The sequence below is a fragment of the Gemmatimonadota bacterium genome, assembly GCA_041390125.1.
In the GTDB taxonomy this organism is placed as follows: domain Bacteria; phylum Gemmatimonadota; class Gemmatimonadetes; order Longimicrobiales; family Gaopeijiaceae; genus JAGQIF01.
Map to the genome: position 1 here is coordinate 218609 of JAWKQN010000007.1, position 23377 is coordinate 241985.

17 protein-coding genes are annotated in these 23377 nt (G+C 73.0%); 9 read left to right on the plus strand and 8 right to left on the minus strand.

Annotated features, from left to right (window positions below; translation table 11 throughout):
- Positions 1–7: 7 nt before the first annotated feature.
- From R3E98_08905 to R3E98_08920, 4 genes are all read right to left on the minus strand, one after another.
- Positions 8–370, minus strand: a complete 363-nt coding sequence (locus R3E98_08905) for an STAS/SEC14 domain-containing protein (protein ID MEZ4423515.1) — start codon at positions 368–370, stop codon at positions 8–10.
- Positions 351–761 carry a DUF378 domain-containing protein gene (locus R3E98_08910; protein ID MEZ4423516.1) on the minus strand — a complete coding sequence of 137 codons (411 nt, stop codon included), beginning with the start codon at positions 759–761 and terminating at the stop codon, positions 351–353. The genes R3E98_08905 and R3E98_08910 overlap by 20 nt, the downstream gene beginning before the upstream one ends.
- Before the next feature lie 325 nt (positions 762–1086).
- Entirely contained in the window at positions 1087–1329 is a 243-nt protein-coding gene (locus R3E98_08915; GenBank protein ID MEZ4423517.1) for a phosphopantetheine-binding protein, read from the minus strand.
- The gene (locus R3E98_08920) at positions 1326–2912 is read right to left on the minus strand and encodes an amino acid adenylation domain-containing protein (GenBank protein MEZ4423518.1); all 1587 of its coding nucleotides are present in this window, start codon (positions 2910–2912) and stop codon (positions 1326–1328) included. The genes R3E98_08915 and R3E98_08920 overlap by 4 nt, the downstream gene beginning before the upstream one ends.
- Positions 2913–3147: 235 nt before the next feature.
- On the opposite strand from R3E98_08920, the gene R3E98_08925 reads away from it, so the two are divergent.
- Genes R3E98_08925 through R3E98_08940 form a run of 4 tightly spaced genes read left to right on the plus strand, consistent with a single transcriptional unit; the run spans position 3148 to position 7662 of the window.
- Positions 3148–4020 carry a hypothetical protein gene (locus R3E98_08925; GenBank protein ID MEZ4423519.1) on the plus strand — a complete coding sequence of 291 codons (873 nt, stop codon included), beginning with the start codon at positions 3148–3150 and terminating at the stop codon, positions 4018–4020.
- A gap of 24 nt (positions 4021–4044) precedes the next feature.
- Positions 4045–6924 (plus strand): protein kinase, encoded by a 2880-nt coding sequence (locus tag R3E98_08930; protein ID MEZ4423520.1) that lies wholly within the window; start codon positions 4045–4047, stop codon positions 6922–6924.
- 42 nt (positions 6925–6966) lie between these two features.
- Positions 6967–7260, plus strand: a complete 294-nt coding sequence (locus R3E98_08935) for a prevent-host-death protein (GenBank protein MEZ4423521.1) — start codon at positions 6967–6969, stop codon at positions 7258–7260.
- Between the two features lie 3 nt (positions 7261–7263).
- Positions 7264–7662 (plus strand): type II toxin-antitoxin system VapC family toxin, encoded by a 399-nt coding sequence (locus R3E98_08940; GenBank protein MEZ4423522.1) that lies wholly within the window; start codon positions 7264–7266, stop codon positions 7660–7662.
- A 63-nt stretch (positions 7663–7725) separates the two neighbouring features.
- On the opposite strand, the gene R3E98_08945 is transcribed toward R3E98_08940, so the two are convergent.
- From R3E98_08945 to R3E98_08960, 4 genes are all read right to left on the minus strand, one after another.
- Positions 7726–8367, minus strand: a complete 642-nt coding sequence (locus tag R3E98_08945) for a hypothetical protein (GenBank protein ID MEZ4423523.1) — start codon at positions 8365–8367, stop codon at positions 7726–7728.
- Between the two features lie 84 nt (positions 8368–8451).
- Positions 8452–9600: an acyl-CoA dehydrogenase family protein gene (locus R3E98_08950; GenBank protein ID MEZ4423524.1), complete on the minus strand. Its 1149-nt coding sequence runs from the start codon at positions 9598–9600 to the stop codon at positions 8452–8454.
- 5 nt (positions 9601–9605) lie between these two features.
- Positions 9606–10931, minus strand: a complete 1326-nt coding sequence (locus tag R3E98_08955) for a HupE/UreJ family protein (GenBank protein ID MEZ4423525.1) — start codon at positions 10929–10931, stop codon at positions 9606–9608.
- A gap of 46 nt (positions 10932–10977) precedes the next feature.
- Positions 10978–11715 (minus strand): 4'-phosphopantetheinyl transferase superfamily protein, encoded by a 738-nt coding sequence (locus tag R3E98_08960; GenBank protein ID MEZ4423526.1) that lies wholly within the window; start codon positions 11713–11715, stop codon positions 10978–10980.
- A gap of 54 nt (positions 11716–11769) precedes the next feature.
- Between R3E98_08960 and R3E98_08965 the strand changes: the two genes are divergently transcribed.
- The 5 genes from R3E98_08965 (at position 11770) to R3E98_08985 (ending at position 23374) form a co-directional block, all read left to right on the plus strand.
- Positions 11770–13554, plus strand: a complete 1785-nt coding sequence (locus R3E98_08965; GenBank protein MEZ4423527.1) for an ABC transporter ATP-binding protein — start codon at positions 11770–11772, stop codon at positions 13552–13554.
- A gap of 149 nt (positions 13555–13703) precedes the next feature.
- Entirely contained in the window at positions 13704–17891 is a 4188-nt protein-coding gene (locus tag R3E98_08970) for an amino acid adenylation domain-containing protein (protein MEZ4423528.1), read from the plus strand.
- Positions 17892–17895: 4 nt separating this feature from the next.
- A complete protein-coding gene (locus R3E98_08975) occupies positions 17896–20625 on the plus strand; it encodes an amino acid adenylation domain-containing protein (GenBank protein ID MEZ4423529.1) in 2730 nt (909 codons plus the stop codon).
- The gene (locus R3E98_08980; protein MEZ4423530.1) at positions 20622–21410 is read left to right on the plus strand and encodes a class I SAM-dependent methyltransferase; all 789 of its coding nucleotides are present in this window, start codon (positions 20622–20624) and stop codon (positions 21408–21410) included. Before R3E98_08975 ends, R3E98_08980 begins: the two co-directional genes overlap by 4 nt.
- Positions 21407–23374 carry a condensation domain-containing protein gene (locus R3E98_08985; GenBank protein ID MEZ4423531.1) on the plus strand — a complete coding sequence of 656 codons (1968 nt, stop codon included), beginning with the start codon at positions 21407–21409 and terminating at the stop codon, positions 23372–23374. The genes R3E98_08980 and R3E98_08985 overlap by 4 nt, the downstream gene beginning before the upstream one ends.
- The last annotated feature ends 3 nt before the right edge of the window (positions 23375–23377 follow it).

Here is a 23377-nt window from a genome sequence, read left to right on the forward strand (position 1 = left end):
GCTCCGGTCAGCCCTTCCCCCGCACCCACAGCCAGGCCTCGGCCAGGAAGGGCGGATCGAACTGGCGGACGTCGGCGTCGCGGAACAGACGCCCCAGGGCCTCCGGCGACGGAACGCGCCGCTCGTCGCCGACCACGGCCACCCGCTCCACGCCGTCCCGCCGGCCCAGGCCGCGCTCCAGGTCGGCGCCGACCTCCTCGACCCGCTCGGTGCCGAGTCCGGGGAACTCCACCAGCAGGTGGATCGTGCCCTGGGCGGCCACGGCGGAGCTGAGGAACTCGCCCATCTCCCGCAGCTCGTCCGGCTCCAGCGGATCGCGGAGGCGGAGCCCGACGGCGTTTCCCTCTGGCTCACTGACGATTTCGTACATGGCGGGTGCTCGGGTGGGTGGTGGGGTCGGCGTCGTCCCGCTCGCCTCCGTGGCCGGGCGGCAGCGCGTCCCCCGGCAGGCCGTCGAAATCGTGGGTGCCGGAGGAGTCGTGGACCACCGCTCCTGCACCGGCCTCCGGTCCCCGCTCGGCGCCGTCCTGACGACCGACCCGTCCCGGGTACGGCGCGCGTTGGACGCTCCGGTGCAGCGCCGCGCTCGTGAAGACCAGGGCGAGCCCCGCCGCTCCGAAGAGCACGTAGATCGCCTGGGTGAGGCGGGAGCTCCAGCCCAGCAGGCCGGCGACGGCATCGTACTGGAAGAGCCCCACCGACCCCCAGTTGAGGGCGCCCAGCACCACGATCGTGAGGACCACGACGTGGAGGATCTTCATGGGCGGTCTCCTGCAGGCGGGTCGACGGTACGGGCGGGTCGGCCCAGGGAGGCAACGATCGCTCCACGTCCGCTCCGGCCGAACCGCCCCGGACCGCCGCACGCGTCGGGTCCCCGGCGCACGGGCGGAGCCGACATCCCCGGCCTTCCGCCACTCCGGCTGTGGAGATCGGCGTGGAACTGTGCGGATTGTTTCGCTCGCGAACGGGATGACCTGCGCGTGCACGATGGACCGGCCCCCGCGCTCAGCGCGGACGGAGAGCACCGGTGTCAGGACCACCCGAGGGAGTCGGCCCGCATCGGGTGCGCCGATCCGGCACGCGCGTTCAGCCCGCGCGACGGCCCTTCAGGTAGGCGTCGATGGCGTCGATGGAGACGAAGTTCTCGAGGGTCACGTCCTCGGGAGGGACCTCCACGCCGGTGTGTTGCTCGATGTGGAAGACCAGGGACATCACCCCGAGCGAGTCCAGCAGGCCACTGCCCAGCAGGTCGGTGTCGGGCGCGACGGACTCCCCGTCCGGGAGGTCCAGCAGCTCACGGGCGATCCAATCGGACAGGTGATCCTTCATGCAGGTGCGTCCTTGCGGGAGGAGCGGGCGGCCCCGGCCAGGGCCAGACGGTCGATCTTGCCGGACGAGGTGCGCGGAAGCGCGGGCAGCACCTCGATGCGCTCGGGCAGCGCGTACGGCGGCAGCAGCGACGCGAGATGCGTGCGCAGCGCGGTCAGGTCGAAGCCCTCGGTGGGCGTCAGGGCGGCCTCGATCCGCTTGGAGCCGTGGTCCCCCTCCACCGCGAAGACCGCCCCGGCCTCGACCGCGGGGAAGGACAGCAGCGCCGCCTCCACTTCGTCCAGCTCCACCCGGTGGCCCCGGGCCTTGATCTGGCGGTCCTTGCGCCCCAGGAAGTCCAGCAGACCGTCCGGTCGCCGACGTACCAGGTCGCCGGTGCGGTAGAAGATCCGCTCCCCCGCCGGTCCGGCCCGGCGCAGGAAGGCGCGGGCGTCCAGGTCGGGGCGGTTCCAGTAGCCCCGCATGCGCGTGGGCGTGTCCACCACCAGCTCGCCTTCGACGCCGTCCGGGACCGACCGGTCGTGCTCGTCCACGAGGTCGGGCACGACCCCGTCGTAGGTCTGCCCGATCGGGATGGGCGTGTCGTCCCCTTCCGGCAGCGGAGGGACGATCCAGTACGTGACGCCGTTCACCTCGGTGGGCCCGTACACGTTGCTGAAGCGCGCGTGGGGCAGGGCCTGCATGAGCGCGCGCAGGTGCCGCGGCGGGAACGGCTCCCCCCCGAAGAGCACCCAGCGCACGGACGACAGGTCGCGCTTGTCGAGGGCGCCGTGGAGCAGCATGTGCACCAGCGCCAACGGCACGGCGTAGAGCACGGTGAGCCGCTCGGCCTCCACCAGGGACGTGAAGCTGGCGGGCAGCTTGGTGTAAGGCTCGGGGACTACCACCGTGGTGGCACCCGCGCAGGCGGCGCCGAAGTAGTCCAGCGTGGACAGGTCGAAGTGCAGCGGGGCGTGGTTGCTCAGCCGGTCCTCGGGCTGGAGGCCATACGTGCGGGCCGCAACCCGCGCAAAGGCGAGCGCGCTCGCATGCGTGTGCACGACGCCCTTGGGGGTGCCGGTGGAGCCGGAGGTATACAGCACGTAGGCGAGATCGTCGTCCGTGACGTCCGGGAGCGCCTCCTCGGCCGGTTCGCCGTCCACGTCTGCCCAGCCGATGCGGGTGGGTGCGCGTTCATCCGCGCGTGCCGGGTCGATCCCCACGACCGTCTCGACCGGCGTGTCCTCGGCCAGCAGGGCTTCGAGCGCGCGGGCCCGCCCGGGCTCGGTGACCAGGTGGCGGATCCCACAGTCGCGCAGGATGAACGCCTGCCGCTGAGGGGGCGCCGATGGATCGAGCGGCACGTAGGCCGCCCCCGCCCGCATGGCGCCGTACAGTCCCACCGTGGCGGCCAGGCCCTTGCCGGCGTGGATGGCCACCCGGTCTCCCCGCTCGACCCCGTGCGCCCGCAGCACGTGCGCCAGGCGGCGGGAGCGATCCGCGAGCGCTCCATACGTCAGCGTCTCCCCGGCGCAGCGTACGGCCGCGTGGTCGGGGGCGCGCTCGGCGCGCAGGTCCACGGCGCGGAACAAGGGGAACGGCATGGGATCCGAAGGCGGGGAGGCGAGGCGGAGCCTTGACGGCGGGGGTCCGGCGTGCTTGACGCTACCCTGGCCGGCCGGACGCCACAACCCGTCTGGAGGCGGATGGGAGGGGTGTGGCACGGACCCGGACGCAAGAACCTGTGCGAGGCCGCGGCTGGACACCGCGGGCAGGGGTGCCCACCTCCCTCGCGCCGCCTACGTTCAGGGGCCCCGCACACCGGATGAGGCTGAGGCCATGACCCCCGACCGCGATCCCCCTCCCGTCTCCCGTGACGCGCTCCGCCCGGGCGACGTGCTCCTCATGTACGGCGACGCCGCCGTCAGCGACCTGATCCGGGACCTGGCGGGCGGGGACTACAGCCACGCGGGCTTCTGGAGCGCGGGGAGCGGGGGAGACGGCGGTGACATCATCGACGCCGGGCCCGCGGGCGTGCTGCACGTGCCCCTCGACGAGCGGCTCTACAGCGAGCGTTACGTGGACGTGTGGCGCTGGCGCAGCAAGGACGGCCATGGCATCGGCGAGCCGGGTTGGCCGGAGTCCGACGTGGAGCAGTCGTTCGCCCGCTACCTGAACTCGGCCACCGGCGGGACGCGCTTTGCCTATCACCGCATGTTCATGGTTGCGCTGCTGTTCATCGCCAAGGCGGGCACCGAGCACGTTCCGGGCAAGCGGATCGTGCGCCTCCTCCTGGAGTGGGCGCTCGAGGTGATGGACCAGTGGCTCTCGAAGGGCACCACCGCGGTCACCTGTTCGGGGTTGGTCTACCGTGGCTTCGACGAGGCCCTGCACGGGGGCCATCCCCACCGCTACCAGATTGCGGTGGACAACCCGTACGTCCTGCCCGCTCCGGTCGGCGCGGTGGGAGATGCGCAGCGGGCGGAGACCACGGCCCGCCTGGAGACGGCGCTCGACCGCCTCGACGACGGCGCCGACCTGGCGCGCACCTTCCTGCTGCGCTACGCGGCCTCGACCGGCTTCGACACGGTCGGGGAGGACGTGGCCGCCGCGGCCGCCCACGTCTACGCGGACTTCGTCACGCCCGCGGACCTGCAGCGCAGCCCCAACCTCACGCTCGTGGGCCGGCTGGTGCGGGAGTACGACGGCTGATCCGCCGCCCGACGGCCTGAACCCGTGGACACCGAGCGCTTCCAGCGTCTGGAGCGGCTGTTCCTGGAGGCGTCGGAGCTTCCGCCGGAGGCGCGGGCCGCGCTCCTCCAGCGGGTGGGTGCGGACGATCCGCGGCTGCGGGTCGAGCTCGAGGCGCTGCTCGCATCCGACGAGGCCAGCGCGGGCTTCCTCGATTCCCCCGTGGAGAAGGGACTGCTGGCGGCCGTGGCCGGGAAGGAGGCGGCGGCCGGCGTGCGGATCGGACCCTACCGGGTGCTGGGCGAGCTCGGCCGCGGCGGCATGGGCACCGTGGTCCTGGCCGAGCGCGCGGACGGCGAGTACGAGGCGAGCGTGGCCATCAAGCTCGTGCAGAGCGGCATCCCCGGCGACGAGCTGAGCCGGCGCTTCCGCGCCGAGCGCCAGATCCTGGCGCGCCTGGTCCACCCGCACATCGCGCGGCTGCTGGACGGCGGCACGACCGAACGCGGCGTGCCGTACGTGGTCATGGAGTACGTCGAAGGTCATCCGATCGACGCGTACGCCGACCAGCTCCGGCTCGGCCTGCGCGAGCGCGTGCAACTCTTCCTGGGCGTGTGTGCGGCGGTGCAGCACGCGCACGAGCAGGGCGTGGTGCACCGGGACCTCAAGCCCGCCAACATCCTGGTGGACGCGAGCGGTGCGCCCAAGCTGCTCGACTTCGGGATCGCCAAGGTGCTGGACGACGCCGAGGGTGGCGATGTCACCCGCACGGTCGCCCGCCGGCTCACGCCGGAGTACGCGAGCCCCGAGCAGGTCCGGGGCGAGTCGGTGGGCCCCGCGACCGACGTGTACGGGCTGGGGGCGGTCCTCTATCGACTGCTCACCGGGGCTGCGCCGCGCGCCGGCGTGGGGACGTCCCTGCTGGAGCTCGAACGCGCCTGGGAGTCCGGGCCCCCGCCCAGCCCCAGCCAGCGGGCCGCGACCCGCGCACCTGCCGACGTGCCGACGGGCGATCCTGAACGCTGGCGGCGCGCGCTGACCGGCGATCTCGACAACATCGCCCTCATGGCGCTGCGCACGGAGCCCGAGCGACGCTACCCGTCCGCCGCGGCGCTGGCGGACGACCTGGAGCGCTGGCTGCAGGGCCGTCCCGTGCTCGCGCGCGGGGACGCGCCGCTGTACCGCGTGGGCAAGTTCCTGAGGCGGCACCGGGCGCAGGTGGCCGTGGCGGGCATCGCCGCCTCCGCAGCCGCGCTCCTGGTCACGTTGCGGGAGCCGGTCGCGACCGAGCCGGTATCTCCGCCTCCGCTGGACGACGACCGCGTCGCCGTCGAGGTGTTCGCCAATCGCACCGGCGATCCCGCGCTGGATCCGCTCGGCGCCATGGCCATGGACTGGACCGTGGAGGGCCTGGCCCAGACCGGCCTGGTGGAAGTCGTGCCGGGGACGGTCGCTCTGGCCCAGCAGGCGGATTCCAGCCCGGACGGGGAGCCCAGCGCGCTGCGTCTGGCGCGTTGGAACGGAGCCGCGACCGTGGTGACCGGCGCCATCGATGCGGTCGGCGATTCGCTCGTGGCGCGTGCGACGATCCTCGACGCGCGCAGCGGCACGCTGCTGCTGTCGGTGACGCCGGTGCGCGCGCCGGTGGACGATGCCCGCGCGCTGCTGCAGCCCCTGCGGCAGCGCGTGGCGGGCGCGCTCGCCAGCGTGCTGGAGCCGTTGCTGAACGATCACGTCCGGTTGCTGGACGATCCGCCGGGGTACGCGCCCTACGCGGAGTTCATCGCCGGCGTCGAGGCCTACATGCGCCTGGACGACACGCTCGCGCTCACGCACCTGCAGCGCGCCATGGCGCTCGACTCCACCTACACGGCGGCGCAGCTCACCGCGGTGCTGCCGCTCGTCAACCTGGGCCGGTTCGTGGAAGCCGATTCGCTGGCCGAACACGTGGAGGACACCGCGGGTCCCGACCTCGCACCGTTCGAGCGGATGGCGCTCGACTTCCTGCTGGCGTTCCTGGACGGGAATCGCGCCGAGGCCGCCATCCACAGCGCGCGGGGTGCCGAGCTGGCGCCCACGTCCATCCTGGCCTACCAGGCCGCGCGCGACGCACTCGACCTGGGCCGGCCCGCGGAGGCCATCACGCGCCTGACGGCCATCGCGCCCGACCGCGGCTTCATGGCGGGTTGGCTCCCCTACTGGAGCGTGCTCACGCAGGCGTACCACATGGTCGGCGATCACCGGGGGGAGCTGGCCGCGGCGCGCCGCGGCCGCGCGCAGCATCCGGCTTCGCTCCGGATCCTGGTCTCCGAGATCGAGGCCCAGGCGGCCCGCGGTCGCCTGCTGGCGCTGCGCTCGCTCCTGACCGAGGCGCGCGGTCTGGACCCGCAGCTCGGCTGGACCGCCGAGCGGGCGGGGCTGGTGGCGGTGCGGGAGCTGAGGGCGCACGGCCACACGCGCGACCTGGCGCTCGCCCTGCGCGAGGTCCGTCGCGCGCTGGCGGAGGCCCCCGCACCCAGCTCCGCGGACGAGGCCCTGGGCCTGGCGCTGGCGCACTACGAAGCCGAGGAGTGGGCCAGCGCGGGGCGCATCCTCCGGACCGCCCCCGTCGACACCACGCAGCTCGGCCGCCTGCGCCATGACGCGCTCTCCGCCCTGGTGGACGTGCGGCTGGGTGTGAGCGACGGCCGGGCCGCCGCAGCGCGCCTCGAGGCCGACCGCGCGCCTTACCGGATGGGCGAGCCGCGGTTCTGGGCCGCGCGCCTGCACGCGGTGGCGGGGCGACCGGAGGAGGCGCTGGCGGCGTTGACCGCGGCATTCGGCGAGGGGTTCCCCCGCTCGATCGAGCTGCACCGCGAGCAGGATCTGACGCGCCTCGCCGAGGTGCCGGGATGGGAGGGGTTGCTGCGGCCCGGTGGGGGGTGAGGCCAGGGTTGTCCTGGTAGCTACCGGTGGCTACCGTACGACATGAAGGCCGTCGGGATCAAGGTCCTCAAGAACCGCCTGAGCCACTACGTACGCCTGGCCCAAGCGGGCGAAACCGTGCTCGTCACGGACCGGGACGAGGTCGTCGCCGAATTGCGCCCACCGACGCCGGGCCGCGCGCGCGATCTCCACGACGCCCGCCTGGCCGAGATGGTGCGTTCGGGGGTGTTGCGACCCGCGAGCGCGCCCCGGGAGGGAGGACCCCCGCAGATCGCGCGGCTCCCCCTGCGCGAAGTGCTCGAAGGCCTTTCCCAGGATCGGGCGGATCGCGGGTAGCGAATGGTCTACCTCGACACCTCGGTGGTGCTGGCCCAGCTCCTGGCCGAGGACGTCCGGCCGCCGGCCGCGCTGTGGGACCAGCCCTTGGTGGCCAGCCGCCTGACCGAATACGAGCTGATCACGCGCCTGAGGGCGCTCGACCTGTCCGGGACGGAGGAGGCGCTGGCGTCGTTTCGTGCCCAGGTGTCGCTCATCGACCTCAGCGATGCCCTGGTGCGCGAGTCCTTCGAGTCGCTGCCCAAGGGCCTGCGCACGCTCGACGCCCTCCACCTGGCGTCGGCGCTCTTCCTGCGGGATCAGGGAGTCGACGTCCGCATCGCGACGTACGATGGCCGCCTGGCCGCGGCGGCGTCGGAGATGGGCTTCGGGCTGTATCCGCTGGACCTGCCGCCAGGCTGACACGCGCGGCCGGCGCACCGATGCGCTCACGCGCCCGCGCACAGGCTCCACACGTCTGCGACCCTACCGCGCCCACGACCCCAGCGGCCCCGCCAGCAGGCTGAGCGAGACCACGAACTGGTTGAGGCCGGCCACCCGTTCGAGCGAGACGTCGGCGGCACCCAACAGGCTCGACGTCAGCCCGTACAGCAGACCCGTGCGCAGGGCCAGCCCCGCGGCCGTGCGCGGGTCGGCGGATCCCTGGGTGAAGCTGGAGCGGTCCACGACCAGACCCGCCTGGATGCGGGGATGCACCGTCCGGTAGAGTGGCCCACTCCCCAGGATCAGGCCGGCCATCGCGTTCAGGGTCCAGTAGTTCCGCAGCTCCGTCCCGGTCCGGCCTCCGATGACCGAGAGCATGAGCACCTGACCCAGGGCCTGCGGGTTGATCACCATCTCCCAGGCGATGGCCAGCCGCATGGCCTCCAGCTCCATGTTGCGCGCCACGATGGGCGCGATGGCCCAGTAGAGCGGGCCGGCCTCGGTGGGGACCTGGTCCGGAGCGGCTCGGTGGACCGCGTCGAACGCGGCGAACGTCTGGGGCAGCAACGGTCCGGATATGGTGCCGTCCGGCGTCCGGACGGACGAGGGTTCCTGCGCACCGAGGGCCGGCGCGACGAGCAGGGTGGAGAGGATCAGGACGGCGGCCCGGGCGAGCGCGTGCATAGCGGTTCTCCTTGCGGGGTGGACGACGTGCGCCCTACCACGCCGGATTCCACCGGGAGACCGGTCACGCGGCCGGTGCGGCCCTCACAGCCCCAGCAGCCGCGCCACGATGGCGCGCTGGATATCCGACGTCCCCGCATACAGCACGCCGCCCACGGCGTCGCGCAGGTCGCGCTCCACGCCGGTCTCGCTCAGGTAGCCCACGCCGCCGTGGATGCGCACCGCGTCCAGGCCGGACTCCACGAACGCCTCGCTCAGGTGCAGCTTGAGCAGGGCCGCCTCCAGCATGGCCGGGCGGCCGGCTTCCACCAGCCAGGCCACCTTGTACAGCAGCAGCCGCGCCGTCTCCAGCCGCAGGCGCATGTCGGCGATGCGGTTCGACACCGACTGGAACTTGCCGATCGCCTGTCCGAACTGCCGGCGGCTCTTCGCGTACGCGATGGCGCCGGCGAGCTGGCGCTCCATGGCGCCGAGCTGGCTGGCCAGGATGCAGCAGCGCTCCACCTCCAGCGAGTGGTTGGAGATGCTGACGCCTGCGCCTTCCGGGCCGAGGCGATGCGCCTCCGGTACGAAGCAGCCGTCCAGCACGATCTCGCCGATGGGCACGGTGCGCAGCCCCATCTTGTGCTGCATGGGGCCGGCGGAGTAGCCCTCCGCGCCGCGCTCCACCAGGAAGGCGGTGATGCCCCACCGCCCTTTCTCCGGATCCACCGTGGCGAACACCAGCGCCACGTCCGCGAGCGGCGCCAGCGTGACCAGGCGCTTGCGTCCCGTCAGTCGGTAGCCGCCGTCCACGCGTTCGGCCCGCATCGTGAGCGCATATGCGTCCGAGCCCGACCCGGGCTCCGTCAGCGCGTGGGCACCCAGCAGCGTGCCCGCACAGAGGCCAGGCAGGAAGCGCTGCTTCTGTGCCTCGCTGCCGAAGCGCACGATGGGCAGCTGCACGGTCCAGATCTGCGCGTTCAGCGCGAAGGTGAGCCCGTTGTCGGGGCAGCCCTCCCCGAGCGCCTCCATGACGCGGACCGCCGTGGAGAGCTCCGTGGCGGTCCCGCCGTAGTCCTCCGGCACCGAGAGGCCCAGGATCCCGGCCCGCGCGCACCTCATCCAAAGCTCGCGCGAGAACGTGCCCTCGCGGTCGCGTTGTTCGAGCGCGGGGTCGGCCAGCTCCGTGCGCGCGAACGCCAGCGCTTCGCGGTAGCGCGCCTCCTGCGCCTCGGTCCAGCCGAAGTCCATGGACGTCAGAGCCCCGGCAGCCAGGAGACGAGATTCCGGGCGATGGTGCGGAGCGGGATGTTGAACCCGAAGGTGCGCTCGGCCGCCCAGAGCAGCGCCACGGCGATGAGGAAGAGCGAACCGCCCCTGAGGATCCACATGTACAGCCGGGTGCGGCGCAGCAGGAACAACACCGGGAAGATCAGGGCGATCACCGCCACCTGCCCGATCTCCACCCCCAGGTTGAACCCGAGCAGGGACAGCACCAGGTAGTTGTTGTCCAGCCCGACGTCGCCCAGGACGCTCGCGAAGCCGAAGCCGTGGAAGAGGCCGAAGGCGAACGCGATGGTGGCTTCGCGCACCCGGATGGCGGGAAACAGGTTGTGCAGCGCGGCCGCGGCGATGGACAGCGCGATCACCGTCTCCACGAAGGTGGACGGCAGGCGGATGACGTCCAGGGCGGCCAGGCTGAGCGTGACGCTGTGCGCGATCGTGAAGAACGTCACGATGGCGACGATGTTCCAGAGCGCGCTCCGGAAGCTCGACACCGGCTCCCACCTCCCCTCGCGGCGCGTGAGGACGGACGGGAGCACCAGGGCCACCAGGAACAGGATGTGGTCGATCCCGATCCAGATGTGCCACACACCGGACTTGATGAAGGCCCAGAAGCCCAGCCACACGGACGAACGGGTGAGATCGAGCGTCTGCGTGGGGTCGCGCGGCGAGAAGATGAGGGAGACGTTGCCTTCGTTGTTGAACGTGCCGGTGCGGAAGTTGTGCTCGATCACCAGCATGTTGCGGTGTTGAGGCCGTACCTCGAACATCGGCGTGTACGTGAACTCGAGCAGCTCGGGCGTGGGGCTGATCTCCACGAGGTACTCGAGCAGTACGTATTCGCCGAAGTCCACGGCGCGCTGACCGAAGAACTGGTAGACCGGCTCCAGGGTCTGCCCGCCCGCGGCCATCCGGAAGTGGCCCTCCGCGTAGGCCCGGATGCGAGGCAGCGCCGCCTCGATGCGCGCGTCCGTGAGCGGCTGCTCCACGTCCCATCCCAGGCCGAGCACCTGGTCCAGGTCCGCCTCCAGGATCTCCAGGCGCACGACGATGGAGTCGTCGTGGACGCGCAGGAAAACGTAGCTCTGGCCGGGCTCGTGGGCGGCCGCGAGGACCGCGGCGGACAGCGCGGTTTCCCCGATGCCCTCGATCGCAGCGGGCGCGGATCCGGCGCTGGCGGTCTCGAATGCGCGGGTCCGCGGGGGAGGGGCGTCCGCCTCGCCGGCATGCGCGGGAGCGGGCAGGCCCAGGAGGAGGAACAGGCCGGTGGCCAGGGCGAGGCGGGTGGGGAGCGTCATCGCGGCCGGGGGCGCGGGTGGAAGACGGGGCGGGCCCGGGGGCCCGCTACGGCAGGGTGGTGTGCCAGACAAGGTGCCAGCCCCGGCCCTCCGCGGCCAGACAGGCCTGGTGGCCGGGCACGGCGGCCAGGTCCAGGAGGCGCCAACGAGCGGCTTCGGTCGGATCGCCATCCAGCTCCAGCAGACGCGCCTCCCCCTCCACGGTGGCCGTGAACCGCGGAAAGGCCGCGAGCCCCTCGCCGAGCGCCTTGGCCAGGGCCTCCTTGCGGGCCCAGACCCGGAGGAAGCGGGCGGGTCGCTCGGACGGCGGCGCGGCCGCCAGGGCCTCCCGCTCGGCCGGTGTGAACGAGACGCGCGCCAGGCCGTCCGGGTCCTTCAAGGGCCGTTCCGCCTCCAGGTCCACCCCCACCCGGCGCCCCCGGGCCACCGCCAGCAGGAGCCACTCCCGCGTGTGGGAGAGGTTGAACTCGAGCCCCGACCCCGGCAGCGACGGCTTGCCGCGGGGCCCGATCTCGAAGTCCAGGCCGGTCGGTGCGGTGCCCGACAGCGTCCCCAGGACCCATCGCACCGCCCCGCGGGCCCATCCCCGGCGCCGGGCGTCCTCGGGCCGCCGGAAGCGCGCCAGGTCGGCCCGGTCCGCCTCCGTGAGCACGCCCTGCAGCGCGGCACCCCAGCGGGCGTCGGGCGCCAGAGGGAGGCGCCACAGGTGGATCTCGTCCTCCGGCAGCGACCATCCCGGCCCCAGGACGCGGGGGTTTCCGCCCGGGACGGGCGCGTCTACCATGTGCCGCGGCCCGGGATCCGACCCCTCGCCGCTCCGCTCCCGTCCGGCACGCCGTTGACCCTCCTCCGCTCCGTCCTGTCCCTGCTTGAGCGCCGTGAGCGTCTGCAACTGGGCGTGCTGGCCGCCGGGCTCGTGATCATGGGCCTCCTGGAGATGGTGGGGGTCGCGTCCATCCTGCCCTTCATGCGCCTGGTGGCGGATCCGGGCGTGCTCGAGCGCAGCGGGTGGCTGGCGGATCTGCACGCACGGCTGGGATCGCCCGAGCCCGGGCGCTTCCTCTTCCAGGCCGGGCTGTTCCTGCTCGGGATCATCGCGCTCAACAACCTCTTCAACGCCGTCACGTCCTGGTACCTGTTCCGCTTCGCCTGGGCGCAGAACCACCGGCTCTCGCTGCGCCTGCTCTCGCGCTACCTGGGCCAACCCTACGCGTTCTTCCTGGACCGCAACACGTCCGAGCTGAGCCAGAAGCTGCTCCAGGAGGTCAACTCCGTCGTCTCGGGCGTCCTGCTGCCGATGCTGCAGGTCGCGGCCCGGGGTGTCTCGGTGGTGCTGCTGGTCGTGCTGCTGGCGGTCGTGGATCTCCGCATGGCTCTGCTGGTCGCGCTGATCTTCGGCGGCTCCTACGGGCTGGTCTACCTGCTGCTGCGGCGGCGTCAGTACCACCTGGGCGTCGAGCGCTTCACGCAGAATACCGCCCGGTTCTCGGTGTCGCGCGAGGTCCTGGTGGGCATCAAGGACGTCAAGTCGCTCGGTCGCGAAGCGGAGTTCCTGCGCCGCTTCGCGGAGCCCTCCTGGCGCTATTCGCTCGGCACCGCCCAGAACCAGATCGTGGGCCGTCTGCCGCGGTATGCGCTGGAGACGATCGCCTTCGGCACGGTGATCGTCATCATCCTGGCGCGGCTGCGCCAGGGCGGAGACTTCGCGACCCTGTTGCCGGTGCTCAGCGTGTATGTCTTCGCCGGCTACCGGCTCATGCCGGCGCTGAACGAGCTGTTCTCGAGCGTGGTGACCATGCGCTTCAACACCGCCGCGCTCGATCGTCTGCTCGACGACCTCTCCGGTCCCGACCCGGACGAAGGGCTCCGTCCCGAGGCCCGCGGCGAGATCGCCTTCCGCGAATCGATCGAGCTGGACGGCGTCCAGTTCCGGTATCCGGACACGCGCGGCTTCGCGCTGCGCGATGTCGACCTGCGGATCGAGGCCAATCAGGTCGTGGGCTTCGTCGGCACCACCGGTTCGGGCAAGACCACGCTCGTGGATCTGCTGCTGGGTCTGCTCGCGCCCACGGAGGGCTCGCTCCGCGTGGACGGCGTGCCGCTGGACGCACGCACGCGTCTGGCCTGGCGTCGACACTGCGGCTACGTGCCCCAGGACGTCTTCCTGTCGGACGACACGATCACCGCCAACATCGCCTTCGGCCTGCCCCCGGCCGAGGTGGACCCCGCAGCCGTCGAACGCGCGGCGCGCATCGCCCAGCTCCACGACTTCGTGCAGGAGCTGCCGGACGGGTATGCGACGGTCGTGGGGGAGCGCGGCATCCGATTGAGCGGCGGACAGCGCCAACGCATCGGGATCGCGCGTGCGCTCTACCACGATCCCGACGTCCTGGTCCTGGACGAGGCCACGAGCGCGCTGGACGGCGCCACCGAGGCGGCGGTGTTGGATACGATCCACACGCTGGCCCACACCAAGACCCTGCTCGTCATCGCGCACCGGCTCACCACCGTCCGGCCGTGTGACGTCATCCACGTGGTGGAGGCAGGGCGGGTGGTGGCGTCGGGGTCCTGGGACGACCTGGTGGCATCCAGCGAGCGGTTCCAGGCGCTGGGGGGCCGGTAGGCGGGACGGGGACGGGCCGCACCCCCCGCAGGTCCCCCCCTCCGAGGGGTGGCGGGCCCGGCGCCGAAGCGCCATGGTGGCTGGGACGTGGGCGGTTCCGCCCGCGAAACCCCCCTGTCCCTCCGTCCTTCGATTCGCGCCGGTTCCAGGTGTCCACCCACGCCCCGCCACCGCACGATGCTCCGGCCGGCCCCGCGCCTGGCCTGACCGCGTCCGAGCGCCGGATCTGGACCGGCCAGCGCCTGGATCCGGCCGCGCCGCTGTACAACATGGCGCTGGCGATCACCATCGAAGGCGCGCTGGACGTCCCGCGCTTCCAGCGCGCGTTCGCGCGGCTGGTGGAGGAGACCGACGCGCTGCGCACGACCTTCCCGGAGCGGAATGGTCAGCCGGAGCGGCAGGTGCACGCGTCGCCGAGCGGGACGCTCGACATCGAGCACTGGCCACTGGCCCAGGTGGACGACGACGCCGTCGCGCAGCGGCTGGCGGCACGCACGCGCCGCCTCTTCGACGTGGCCACGGGTCCGCTGTTCGACAGCGTCCTCGTGCGACGGGCGCCCGATCTCCACGTGTGGTATCTGAACCAGCACCACCTGATCACGGATGCCTGGTCCGTGGGCGTGCTGCACCGCCGGCTCGGCGCGCTCTACGAGGCCGACGGCGCCCCGCTGCCGGACGCACCGCCGTTCGCCGACTTCGTCCAGCACGAGCGCGGTCTGCGCGACGCGCCGCCGCTGCTTCGGGCTCGCGCGCACTGGGGCGACCGGGCGGCGCCGCGCGCGCTCGGGCTCTACGGGGACACCCGTCCCGGCTCCGGGCGCACGCGTCGGGTGCGGGTGCCGCTGGGCGCCGAGCGCGCGGCGCATCTCACGCGTCTGGCCGCGTCGCCGCCGTTCCGCGCGCTGTCGCCCGAGCAGTCGCGCTTCCTGGTGGTGGCCACGGTCCTGACCGCCTGGATCCACCGCGTGGCCGATACCCGCGACGTGGCGCTGGGCACGCCCTGGCACAATCGGATCACCCCGCGACAGCGGGAGACGGCGGGGCTCTTCATCGAGCTGTACCCGGTGCGGGTGCATGTGGAGGAGGGCGAGACCTTCACATCCCTCGCGCGCACGCTGGGCGCGTCCACGCTCGAGACGCTCCGGCACGTCGTGCCCGGCGCGAGCGCCGCGCCCGGTGCCCACGACTTCGCGGTGGTGCTCAACGCCATCACCGCCCGGATGGGGCCGTTCGCGGGGCGACCGACCCGTGCGGAATGGATCCACGCGGGCGCGGGCGATCCCGCCCACCGCTTGCGCGTCCAGGTGCACGACTTCGACGCGCAAGGTGAGCCCGTCATCGACTTCGATCTGGACGAGCGCACCTTCGGCCCCCGCGAGCGGGAGTGGGCCGTGCGCCACTTCCTCGCGCTGTTCGACGCGCTCGCCGCGGACGACACCGCACTCGTGGCGGCCGTGCCCCTGGTCAGCGCGGACGAGGAGGCCGTATTCGCCGCGCCGGTCGTCGAGACCGAGCCCGCGCCCACGGTCCCCGCGCAGATCGCCGAGCAGATACGCGCACGGCCGCACGCCGTCGCGGTGCGCGATGGCGACGTGCGCCTCACCTACGGGACGCTGGCGGAGCGCGCGCGGGCGCTGGGCGCCGCGCTCCAGGCCGCCGGCGTGGAGCCGGGGGACGTGGTGGGCGTCTGCCTGGAGCGCTCGGCGGCGCTGATCGTGGCGCTGCTGGGCGTGTGGGAGGCGGGCGCGGCGTGGCTCCCGCTGGATCCCGCACACCCGGAGCCGCGACGGGCGGCGCTCCTGGAGGACGCCCGGGCGCGGGCGGTCGTGACGGCGGACGTGCTGGCCCCGTCCCTCCGCGCACTGGACCGACCCGTCCTCACCGTGGACCGGGAGGGGCGGACGGACGCACCCGGCGGCGCATCACAGCCGGGTGCGCCCGCGCCGGGTCGCGCGCACCTGGCGTACGTGCTCTACACGTCGGGCTCGACCGGCACCCCCAAGGGGGTGGAGGTGGAGCACGGCGCGCTGGCCGACTACGTCCGCTGGGCCCGGGACGTCTACACGGACGGAGAGCCGCTCGCCTTCGCGCTGTTCACGTCCCCCGCGTTCGATCTGACGCTCACCTCGATCTTCACGCCGCTGGTGGCGGGGGGCGCGGTGGTGGTGTACCGCGATGCGGTCCACAGTGGTCTGCTCGTCCGCCGGGTGCTCGAGGACGACGCCGTGGACGTGGTGAAGCTCACGCCCTCCCACCTGGCCCTCCTGCGCGATCTCGACCTGCGCACCGCGCGGGTGCGGCGACTGATCCTGGGCGGCGAAGACCTGAAAGGTCCCCTGGCGGCGGCCGTGCACGACGCGTTCGGGGGCGCGGTCGAGATCCTGAACGAGTACGGGCCCACCGAGGCCACCGTGGGCTGCATGCTGCACCGCTTCGATCGCGAGCGGGATGCGCGGGGCTCGGTCCCGATCGGACGGCCGGCCCCAGACGTGCGCCTGCGCGTGCTCGATGCGTGGGGACGGCCCGTGCCGCGCGGCGTGATCGGCGAGCTCTGGATCGGGGGGCGGCGTCTGGCGCGTGGATACCGCGGCGATGCTGCCCGCACGGCCGAGCGCTTCGTCGCCGACGCCTCGGAACCGAAGCTCCGCTTCTATCGCACGGGGGACCGCGCCCGCTGGCGGCCGGACGGCGCGCTCGACTTCCTGGGCCGGAACGACGACCAGCTCAAGGTGCGGGGTGTGCGCATCGAGCGCGCGGAGGTGGAGGCCGCGCTGCTCGGGCACCCGGATGTGCACGAGGCGGTGGCCCACCTGGTCCGGAGCGGCCCGTCCGATGTGACGTGCGTGCGCTGTGGCCTGGAAGCCGCCCATCCCGAGGCGCTGCTGGACGACCAGCAGGTCTGCGCCGTCTGCCGCCGCTTCGAGCGGGAGCGCGCGCAGGTGGCGGGCTACTTCGGGACCCTGGACGACCTGCGCGGCCTCCTGGCCGAGGCGCGGGCCGCGACCGAGGGACCGCACGACTGCCTCATGCTCTACAGCGGCGGCAAGGACAGCACCTACGCGCTGTGCCGCGTCGTGGAGATGGGGGCGCGCCCGCTGGTGTTCCTCCTGGACAACGGCTTCATCTCCGACCAGGCCAAGGCGAACGTGCGGCGTGTGGTGGACCTGCTCGGGCTGGAGCTGGTGGTGGGCTCCACGCCGGCCATGCCCGCCATCTTCGCCGACAGCCTCGCCCGCCACAGCAACGTCTGCAACGGCTGCTTCAAGACCATCTACACGCTGGCCCTGCAGCTCGCGCACGAGCGCGGACTCCGTCACATCGTGACCGGGCTGTCCCGGGGCCAGATCTTCGAGACCCGCCTGCACGATCTCTTCCGCCGTGGGATCTACGCGCCCGCGGACGTGGATCACACCATCCTGGAGGCCCGCAAGGCCTACCACCGCATGGACGACGCCGTACGGCGCGAGCTGGACGTGGGGATCTTCGAGACGGACGAGGTGCTGGAGCAGGTGCGCTTCGTGGACTTCTACCGCTACTGCGACGATACGCTGGAACAGATCCTGGCGTACGTGGCCGAGCACACGCCGTGGATCCGCCCCTCCGACACGGGCCGCTCCACCAACTGCCTGATCAACGAAGCGGGCATCTGGGTGCACAAGACCGAGCGCGGCTTCCACAACTACGCCATGCCGTACAGCTGGGACGTACGGCTCGGGCACAAGGAGCGCGAGGCGGCGCTGGAGGAGCTGGACGACGACCTGGATCCGGGCCGGGTGCGCGAGATGCTGGACGCCGTCGGCTACCGGGTCCGCCCGCCCGCAGAGGCGGAGGCGCGCCTGGTGGCCTACTACACGGCGGCGCAGCCGCTCCCCGCGGACGTGCTCCGCGACTTCCTGGAGCGGACCCTGCCCGGGGAGATGGTCCCCTCCGCGTTCGTGCGTCTCGACCGCCTGCCGCTCACGCCCAACGGGAAGGTGGATCTGGATGCGCTGCCCCGGCCGGATGCGCAGCGGCCCGTGCTGGACGGCGTCTATGTCGCGCCGCGCACGGAGGTCGAACACACCGTGTGCGCCATCTGGCAGGACGTGCTGGGCCTGGAGGCGATCGGGGTCCACGACGACTTCTTTGCCCTGGGTGGGGATTCGATGCAGTGCATCCAGATCGTGGCGGCGGCGCGGCGCGCCGGTCTGGAGCTGCAGCCCCATCACGTGTTCGAGCACCCCACGGTGGCCGCACTGGCGGGTCTCGCCGCCCGGAGCACGCACGGCCCCCAGCCCACGGTGGCCCGCGCCGGCGCCGACGAGCTGGCCGAGCTGCTGGACGAGTTCGGGGAGTAGGCGCATGGCGACCGGCACCATCGAGACGGCGTTCGGGCTCACCCCCTTGCAGGAGGGGATGCTCTACCATTCGATCCGGGAGCCCGGGGCCGGCGTCTACCACAGCCAGTACTGCGTGGCGCTCTCGGGGCCCGTCCAGCCCGACCTGCTCGTGCAGGCGTGGCGGCGCGCCACGGAGCGCTACCCCGTCCTGCGCACCTTCTTCGCCTGGGAGCGCCGCGAGCGTCCGCTCCAGGTGGTCCGCTCGACCGTGGATCTGGACTTCGAGCACGAGGACTGGCGCGACGCGTCCGACGTCGAGGCGCGCTGGGCGGCGCTCCTGGAGCGCGACCGCGCGCGCGGGATCGACCTGGGGGTCGCCCCCGTGATGCGCTGGGTGCTCGTGGCCCTCGGAGCCGAACGCTGGCGCCTTCTCTGGAGCGTGCATCACACCGTGCTGGACGGATGGTCCGGACGGATGGTGCTGCGGGAGGTGCTGGCCGACCACGAGCGCCTGCGCGCCGGTGTGGACCACCCACTGCCGGCCACCATCGGCTTCGACCATTTCGTGGGGTGGCTCGAGACGCAGCTTCCGTCGGAAGCGGAGTCGTTCTGGCGGAGCGCGCTCACCGGCGCGCACCTGCCCACGCCGCTTCCGTGGGACGGGGGTGTCTCCACGCAGGCGCGTCTGCGGACGGAGACGTTCCTGGACGCGGCCGCCACCGACGCCGTGCGGACGGGCGCGGCCCGACTACGGGTGACGCCGGCGACCCTGGTGGTCGGCGCGTGGGCCCTGCTGCTGGGTCGTCTGAGCGGACGCGACGACGTGGTGGTGGGTGCCACCGTCTCCGAGCGACCGGCCGAGATCGACGGCGTGGAGGAGGCGGCCGGGCTGTACCTGTCCACGCTGCCGCTGCGCGTACAGTGCGATGCGGCCGACGCCGGTGGCTGGTTGCGCGCGCTGCACGGCACCCTGGCCCAGGCGCGCGCGCGCGCCACGCCCGGACTCACCCGGATCCAACGCTGGGCGGAGGTGCCCGGTCGGTTGTTCGACTCCGTGATCGTGTACGAGAGCTTCCCCACGACGCTGGACCGCACCGACCTGGGCGCGGTGCGCATCGCCGACGAGCACCTGCTGGAGCACTCGGACCTGCCGCTCGCCCTGCTGGTCTTTCCGGGCGAGCGTCTGCGCCTCCAGCTCGTGCACGACCCGGGACGCGTGTCCGCGTCGGCGGCAGACGCGTTGCTGCAGCAGACCGCGGGCCTGCTTCGGGCGCTGGCGGGAGCGGACGCCGACTCCACATCCGCGCTGCCCACCCTGGAGCCCGGAGTGGCGGAGCGGCGGCTCGCGGAGTGGTCCGGAGCCGCCGCGCCGGCACCTGCGGTCGAGGACGTGGTGGCACGGGTGCAGCGGCACGTGGCCGCGGCGCCGGACGCGCCGGCGCTGATCACGTCCGAGCGGACCTGGTCCTACGACGCGCTGGATCAGGCCGCCAGCGCGGTGGCCGATACCCTGCTGCGCGCCGGGCTCGCACCGGGAGCGCGGGTGGCCGTGTGGGCCGCGCGTGCGCCGGAGACCGTGATCGCGGAGCTGGGCGTGCTCAAGGCGGGTTGTGCGTTCCTGCTGTGCGACCCGGCCGCGCCCCCCGAGCGGACCGCACACCTGCTGACGTACGCCGATGCCGTGTGGGCCGGCCCCGAGGTGCCCGACACCTTTGCGGCTCCCGGTCGCCCGCGCCTGACGCCGACGACCGGTTCGGCCTCGCCGCGTGTGGAGCGGCCCGTCGCGCCGGACACGCCGGCCTACGTGGTCTTCACCTCCGGCTCCACCGGAGTGCCCAAGGGCGTGGTCGTCGAGCGCGGTCACCTGGCCTGGTCCACGGGCGCGCGCTCCGTCTGCTATCCCGAGCCGCCCGCGCGCTTCCTGCTCCTGTCCCCGATGTCCGTGGATTCCTCCCTGGCCGGGATCTGGTGGACGCTCTGCGCGGGCGGCGCGCTCGTGGTCCCGGACGCGCGCGCCGAGCAGGATCCCGAGCGCCTGACCACCACGATGGCCGAGGCCGGCGTCACCCACACGCTGCTGGTACCATCGCTGTGGCGGGAGCTGCTGGCCCACGCCGATCCCGCCGGCCTGGGAAGCCTGCGCCGGGTGATCGTGGCCGGCGAGGCCTGTCCGGCGTCGGTCGTGCGGGCGCACCGCGCCGCGCTGCCCGGCGTGCCGCTCCACAACGAGTACGGGCCGAGCGAGACCACCGTCTGGGCCACCGTGGACGAGCTGACCGGCCACGCGGAGGGGCCGGTCGCCATCGGTCGCCCGGTCCCGGGTGCGCGGGCCTACGTGCTGGACGACTCCGGCGTCCCCGTCACTCCGGGCGCACCCGGCGCGCTGGTGGTCGGTGGGGAAGGGGTCGCGCGCGGCTATCTGGACGGCTCGGCGGCGGACCAGGCACGCTTCGCGCCGGATCCGTTCCGCTCCGGTGGGCGCGTCTACCACACCGGGGACCGCGTGCGCTTCCTGCCCGACGGCCGTCTCGAGTTCCTCGGCCGCCTCGATGACCAGATCAAGGTGCGTGGGTTCCGGGTCGAGCCTGCCGAGATCGAGCGCATCCTCGGGCGGCATCCCGCCGTGCGGGAGGCGGTGGTGGTGCTGCACCGTGCCGTTCCGGCGCCCGACGTGGACGCGCTCGTCACCGCCCTGTCGTCGCTCCCGGAGGCGGAGCGCGAAGCCCTCCTGACCGGCGTGGAGCGGGGATGACCCGGAAGATCAAGCGCACGCGCGCGTTCGAGCTCACGCTCGAGATCAAGGACGACGCGTTCGTGCGCCCGCCGACGGACGCACAGCGCAACTGGCTGCTCAACCGCACGCTCCGGGAAGCGGCCGACGATCTCGAGGCCCTGGACGCCGTCGCGCGCCGGTTCGTGCCCGGCGGTACCCGCTCGCTCCCGTCCGACCTGCGCAGTGCGGATCTCACCGACGCACAGATCATGGAGGACTGGCAGCTCCCGCTCATGCGGGCCATGGCCGACATCGCGGGTCGGACCCGCGGGGACATCCTCGAGGTGGGATTCGGGCGGGGCATCTCCGCCGAGCTGATCCAGGCGTGGGCGCCGCGCTCCCACACCCTCATCGAATGCAACCCGGCCATCGTGGAGTGCTTCCACGTCTGGCGGGAGGGCAAGCCCGACCGTGACATCCGCATGGTGGAGGGGCTCTGGCAGGACGTGCTGGACGGCCTGGGTCGCTTCGACGCGATCTTCTTCCACACCTACGCGCTGGACGAGGACGAGGCGATCGATCTCCTGTCCTCTTCCGTCACCTTCGCCGAGCACTTCTTCGCGCCGGCCGCCGCGCACCTCGTGGAAGGTGGAGTCTTCACCTATCTGACCAACGAGATCGATTCGCTGTCGCGGGCGCACCAGCGACGTCTCTTCGAGCACTTCACGTCGTTCCGCGTGCACGTGGTGCCGCTGCAGATGCCGCCGGACGTCCAGGACGCGTGGTGGGCGCCCTCGATGGCGGTCATCGAGGTCCACAGGTGAGCCCGGACGGACGCGCCGCGCTGCGGACGCGGCTCGCGGCGCTGGATCCCGCCGCGTTGGCTCGGCTGGCCCAGGCGCTGGGGGAGCGCCGTCCAGAGCGACTCACGGCCTTCGTGGTGGCGGAGGGCACGGTCACCCCGGAGGAGCTCGGGCGGGTGCTGCGCAGCGCATTGCCCGACGCGCTCGTGCCCGCCGTGACGCTCTGCGCCGAGCTGCCGCGCACGGCGGCCGGCAAGGTGGACCGGGCTGCGCTGGCCCGTCGCGCTCCGGAGCCGCCGTCCGCTCCGGCGAGCGATGCGCCCACCGGCCCGCGCTCCGCGACCGAGGAGACGCTCCTGGGCATCTGGAGGGACGTGCTGGGCACCGACGAGATCGGGGTGCACGACGACTTCTTCGAGATCGGAGGGGACTCGCTGTTGAGCATCCGCGTCCTGGCCCGCGCCGGCCGCGCGGGGCTGCGCCTGGAGCCGGAGACGTTCTTCCGCCGGCCCACCATCGCGGCGCTGGCGGAGGCGTTGGCGCCCGACGTGCACGGAGCGGGGAGCACGGATCCGGACGAGGACCGCGCCGACCCCGGACGGGCGCCGCTCACGCCCATCCAGCACTGGTTCCTCGAGCGGATCCCGCGCGGACGCGACCGCTGGAACCAGGCCGTGGCGGTGGACGTGGACGAGCCCGTCGACGGGGCAACGCTGGGCCGCGTGGTGGCGGCGCTCGTGGAGCGGCACGACGCGCTGCGCCTCCGGCTGGTGGAGCAGGACGGCGCGTGGCAGCAGGACGTGGCGACCGCGCTCGTTGAACCTCCGGTGCAGCAGGTGGGGATCGACGCCTCCGCTCGCGACGACGCGGTGGCCGCCGCGCTGGACGCGGCCCAGGACGGGCTCCGGATCGATCGTGCGCCGTTGTTCCGGGTGCTCGAGGTCCGCGACGGCGACGCACAGCGCCTGGTCCTGGTCGCCCATCACCTGCTCGTGGATGCCGTCTCGTGGGGTGTGCTCCTCGAGGACCTGGCCACGCTGCTCGGGCAGGCGCGCGCGGGTGAGCCCCTCGCCCTCGCGCCCCGCACGGCCTCCCTGCGCCGCTGGGCCTCGGCCCTGACGGAGCGGGTCGCGCATCCGGACGTGCGGGCCACCCTGCCGCGTTGGGAAGAGGGGACGCCCACCGAGGCGCCGGCATCGGCCGGCGATACGGCCCGTGCTTCCGCGGCCCTCGCGCGTGATGGGGACGATTGCGCGGCGGATGCCCTGCAGGTCCACGTGCACCTGGACGCGCAGGAGACGACCCACCTGCTGCGCACCCAGGCCGCGCGACTGGACGCGACCCCGCTGGAGTTGCTGCTCGCGGCGTTGGTGCACGCCTGGCGGGCGTGGACGGGGGCCGACACGCTCGCGCTCGAGCTGGAGACACACGGTCGCGACGCCGTGGAGGGCCTGGACGTATCGCGAACGGTCGGGTGGTTCACCAGCACCTATCCCGTGCGCCTGCACGCCCCCCGGGACCAGCGAACGCCGGTGCTCGACGCGGTGCGCTCCGCCATGCGCGCGCTGCCTCCGCTGGCCTCGTACGGCCTGCTGCGGTTCCTCCATCCCGATCCGGCGACCCGTCGACGACTGGCCGGCGCGACGGACGCCCGTCTGTTGTTCAACTTCCTGGGCAACACCGACGGCGACCCCCCGGGGCTGCGCCGTGTGTCGCTCCCGGATGTCGCCTTGCGCAGCGCGAGCGCTCCACGCGCGTACGCCATCGAGATCAATGCCTGGATCGATGCGGGCGCCCTGCACGTGGCCCTGGAGATGTCGCAGCGACTGCACGGCGCCGAAGCCGCCCATGCGTTCGCGGGTGCGTGGAGGACCGCGCTCGACGCGCTGGCCACCCTCGACCCCGACCCGTTCGCGGGACGACCGCTGGCCCAGGCCGACCTCGCGACGATCGGGGATCTGCTGGCGGAGCTGGACGAGGAGTAGCCG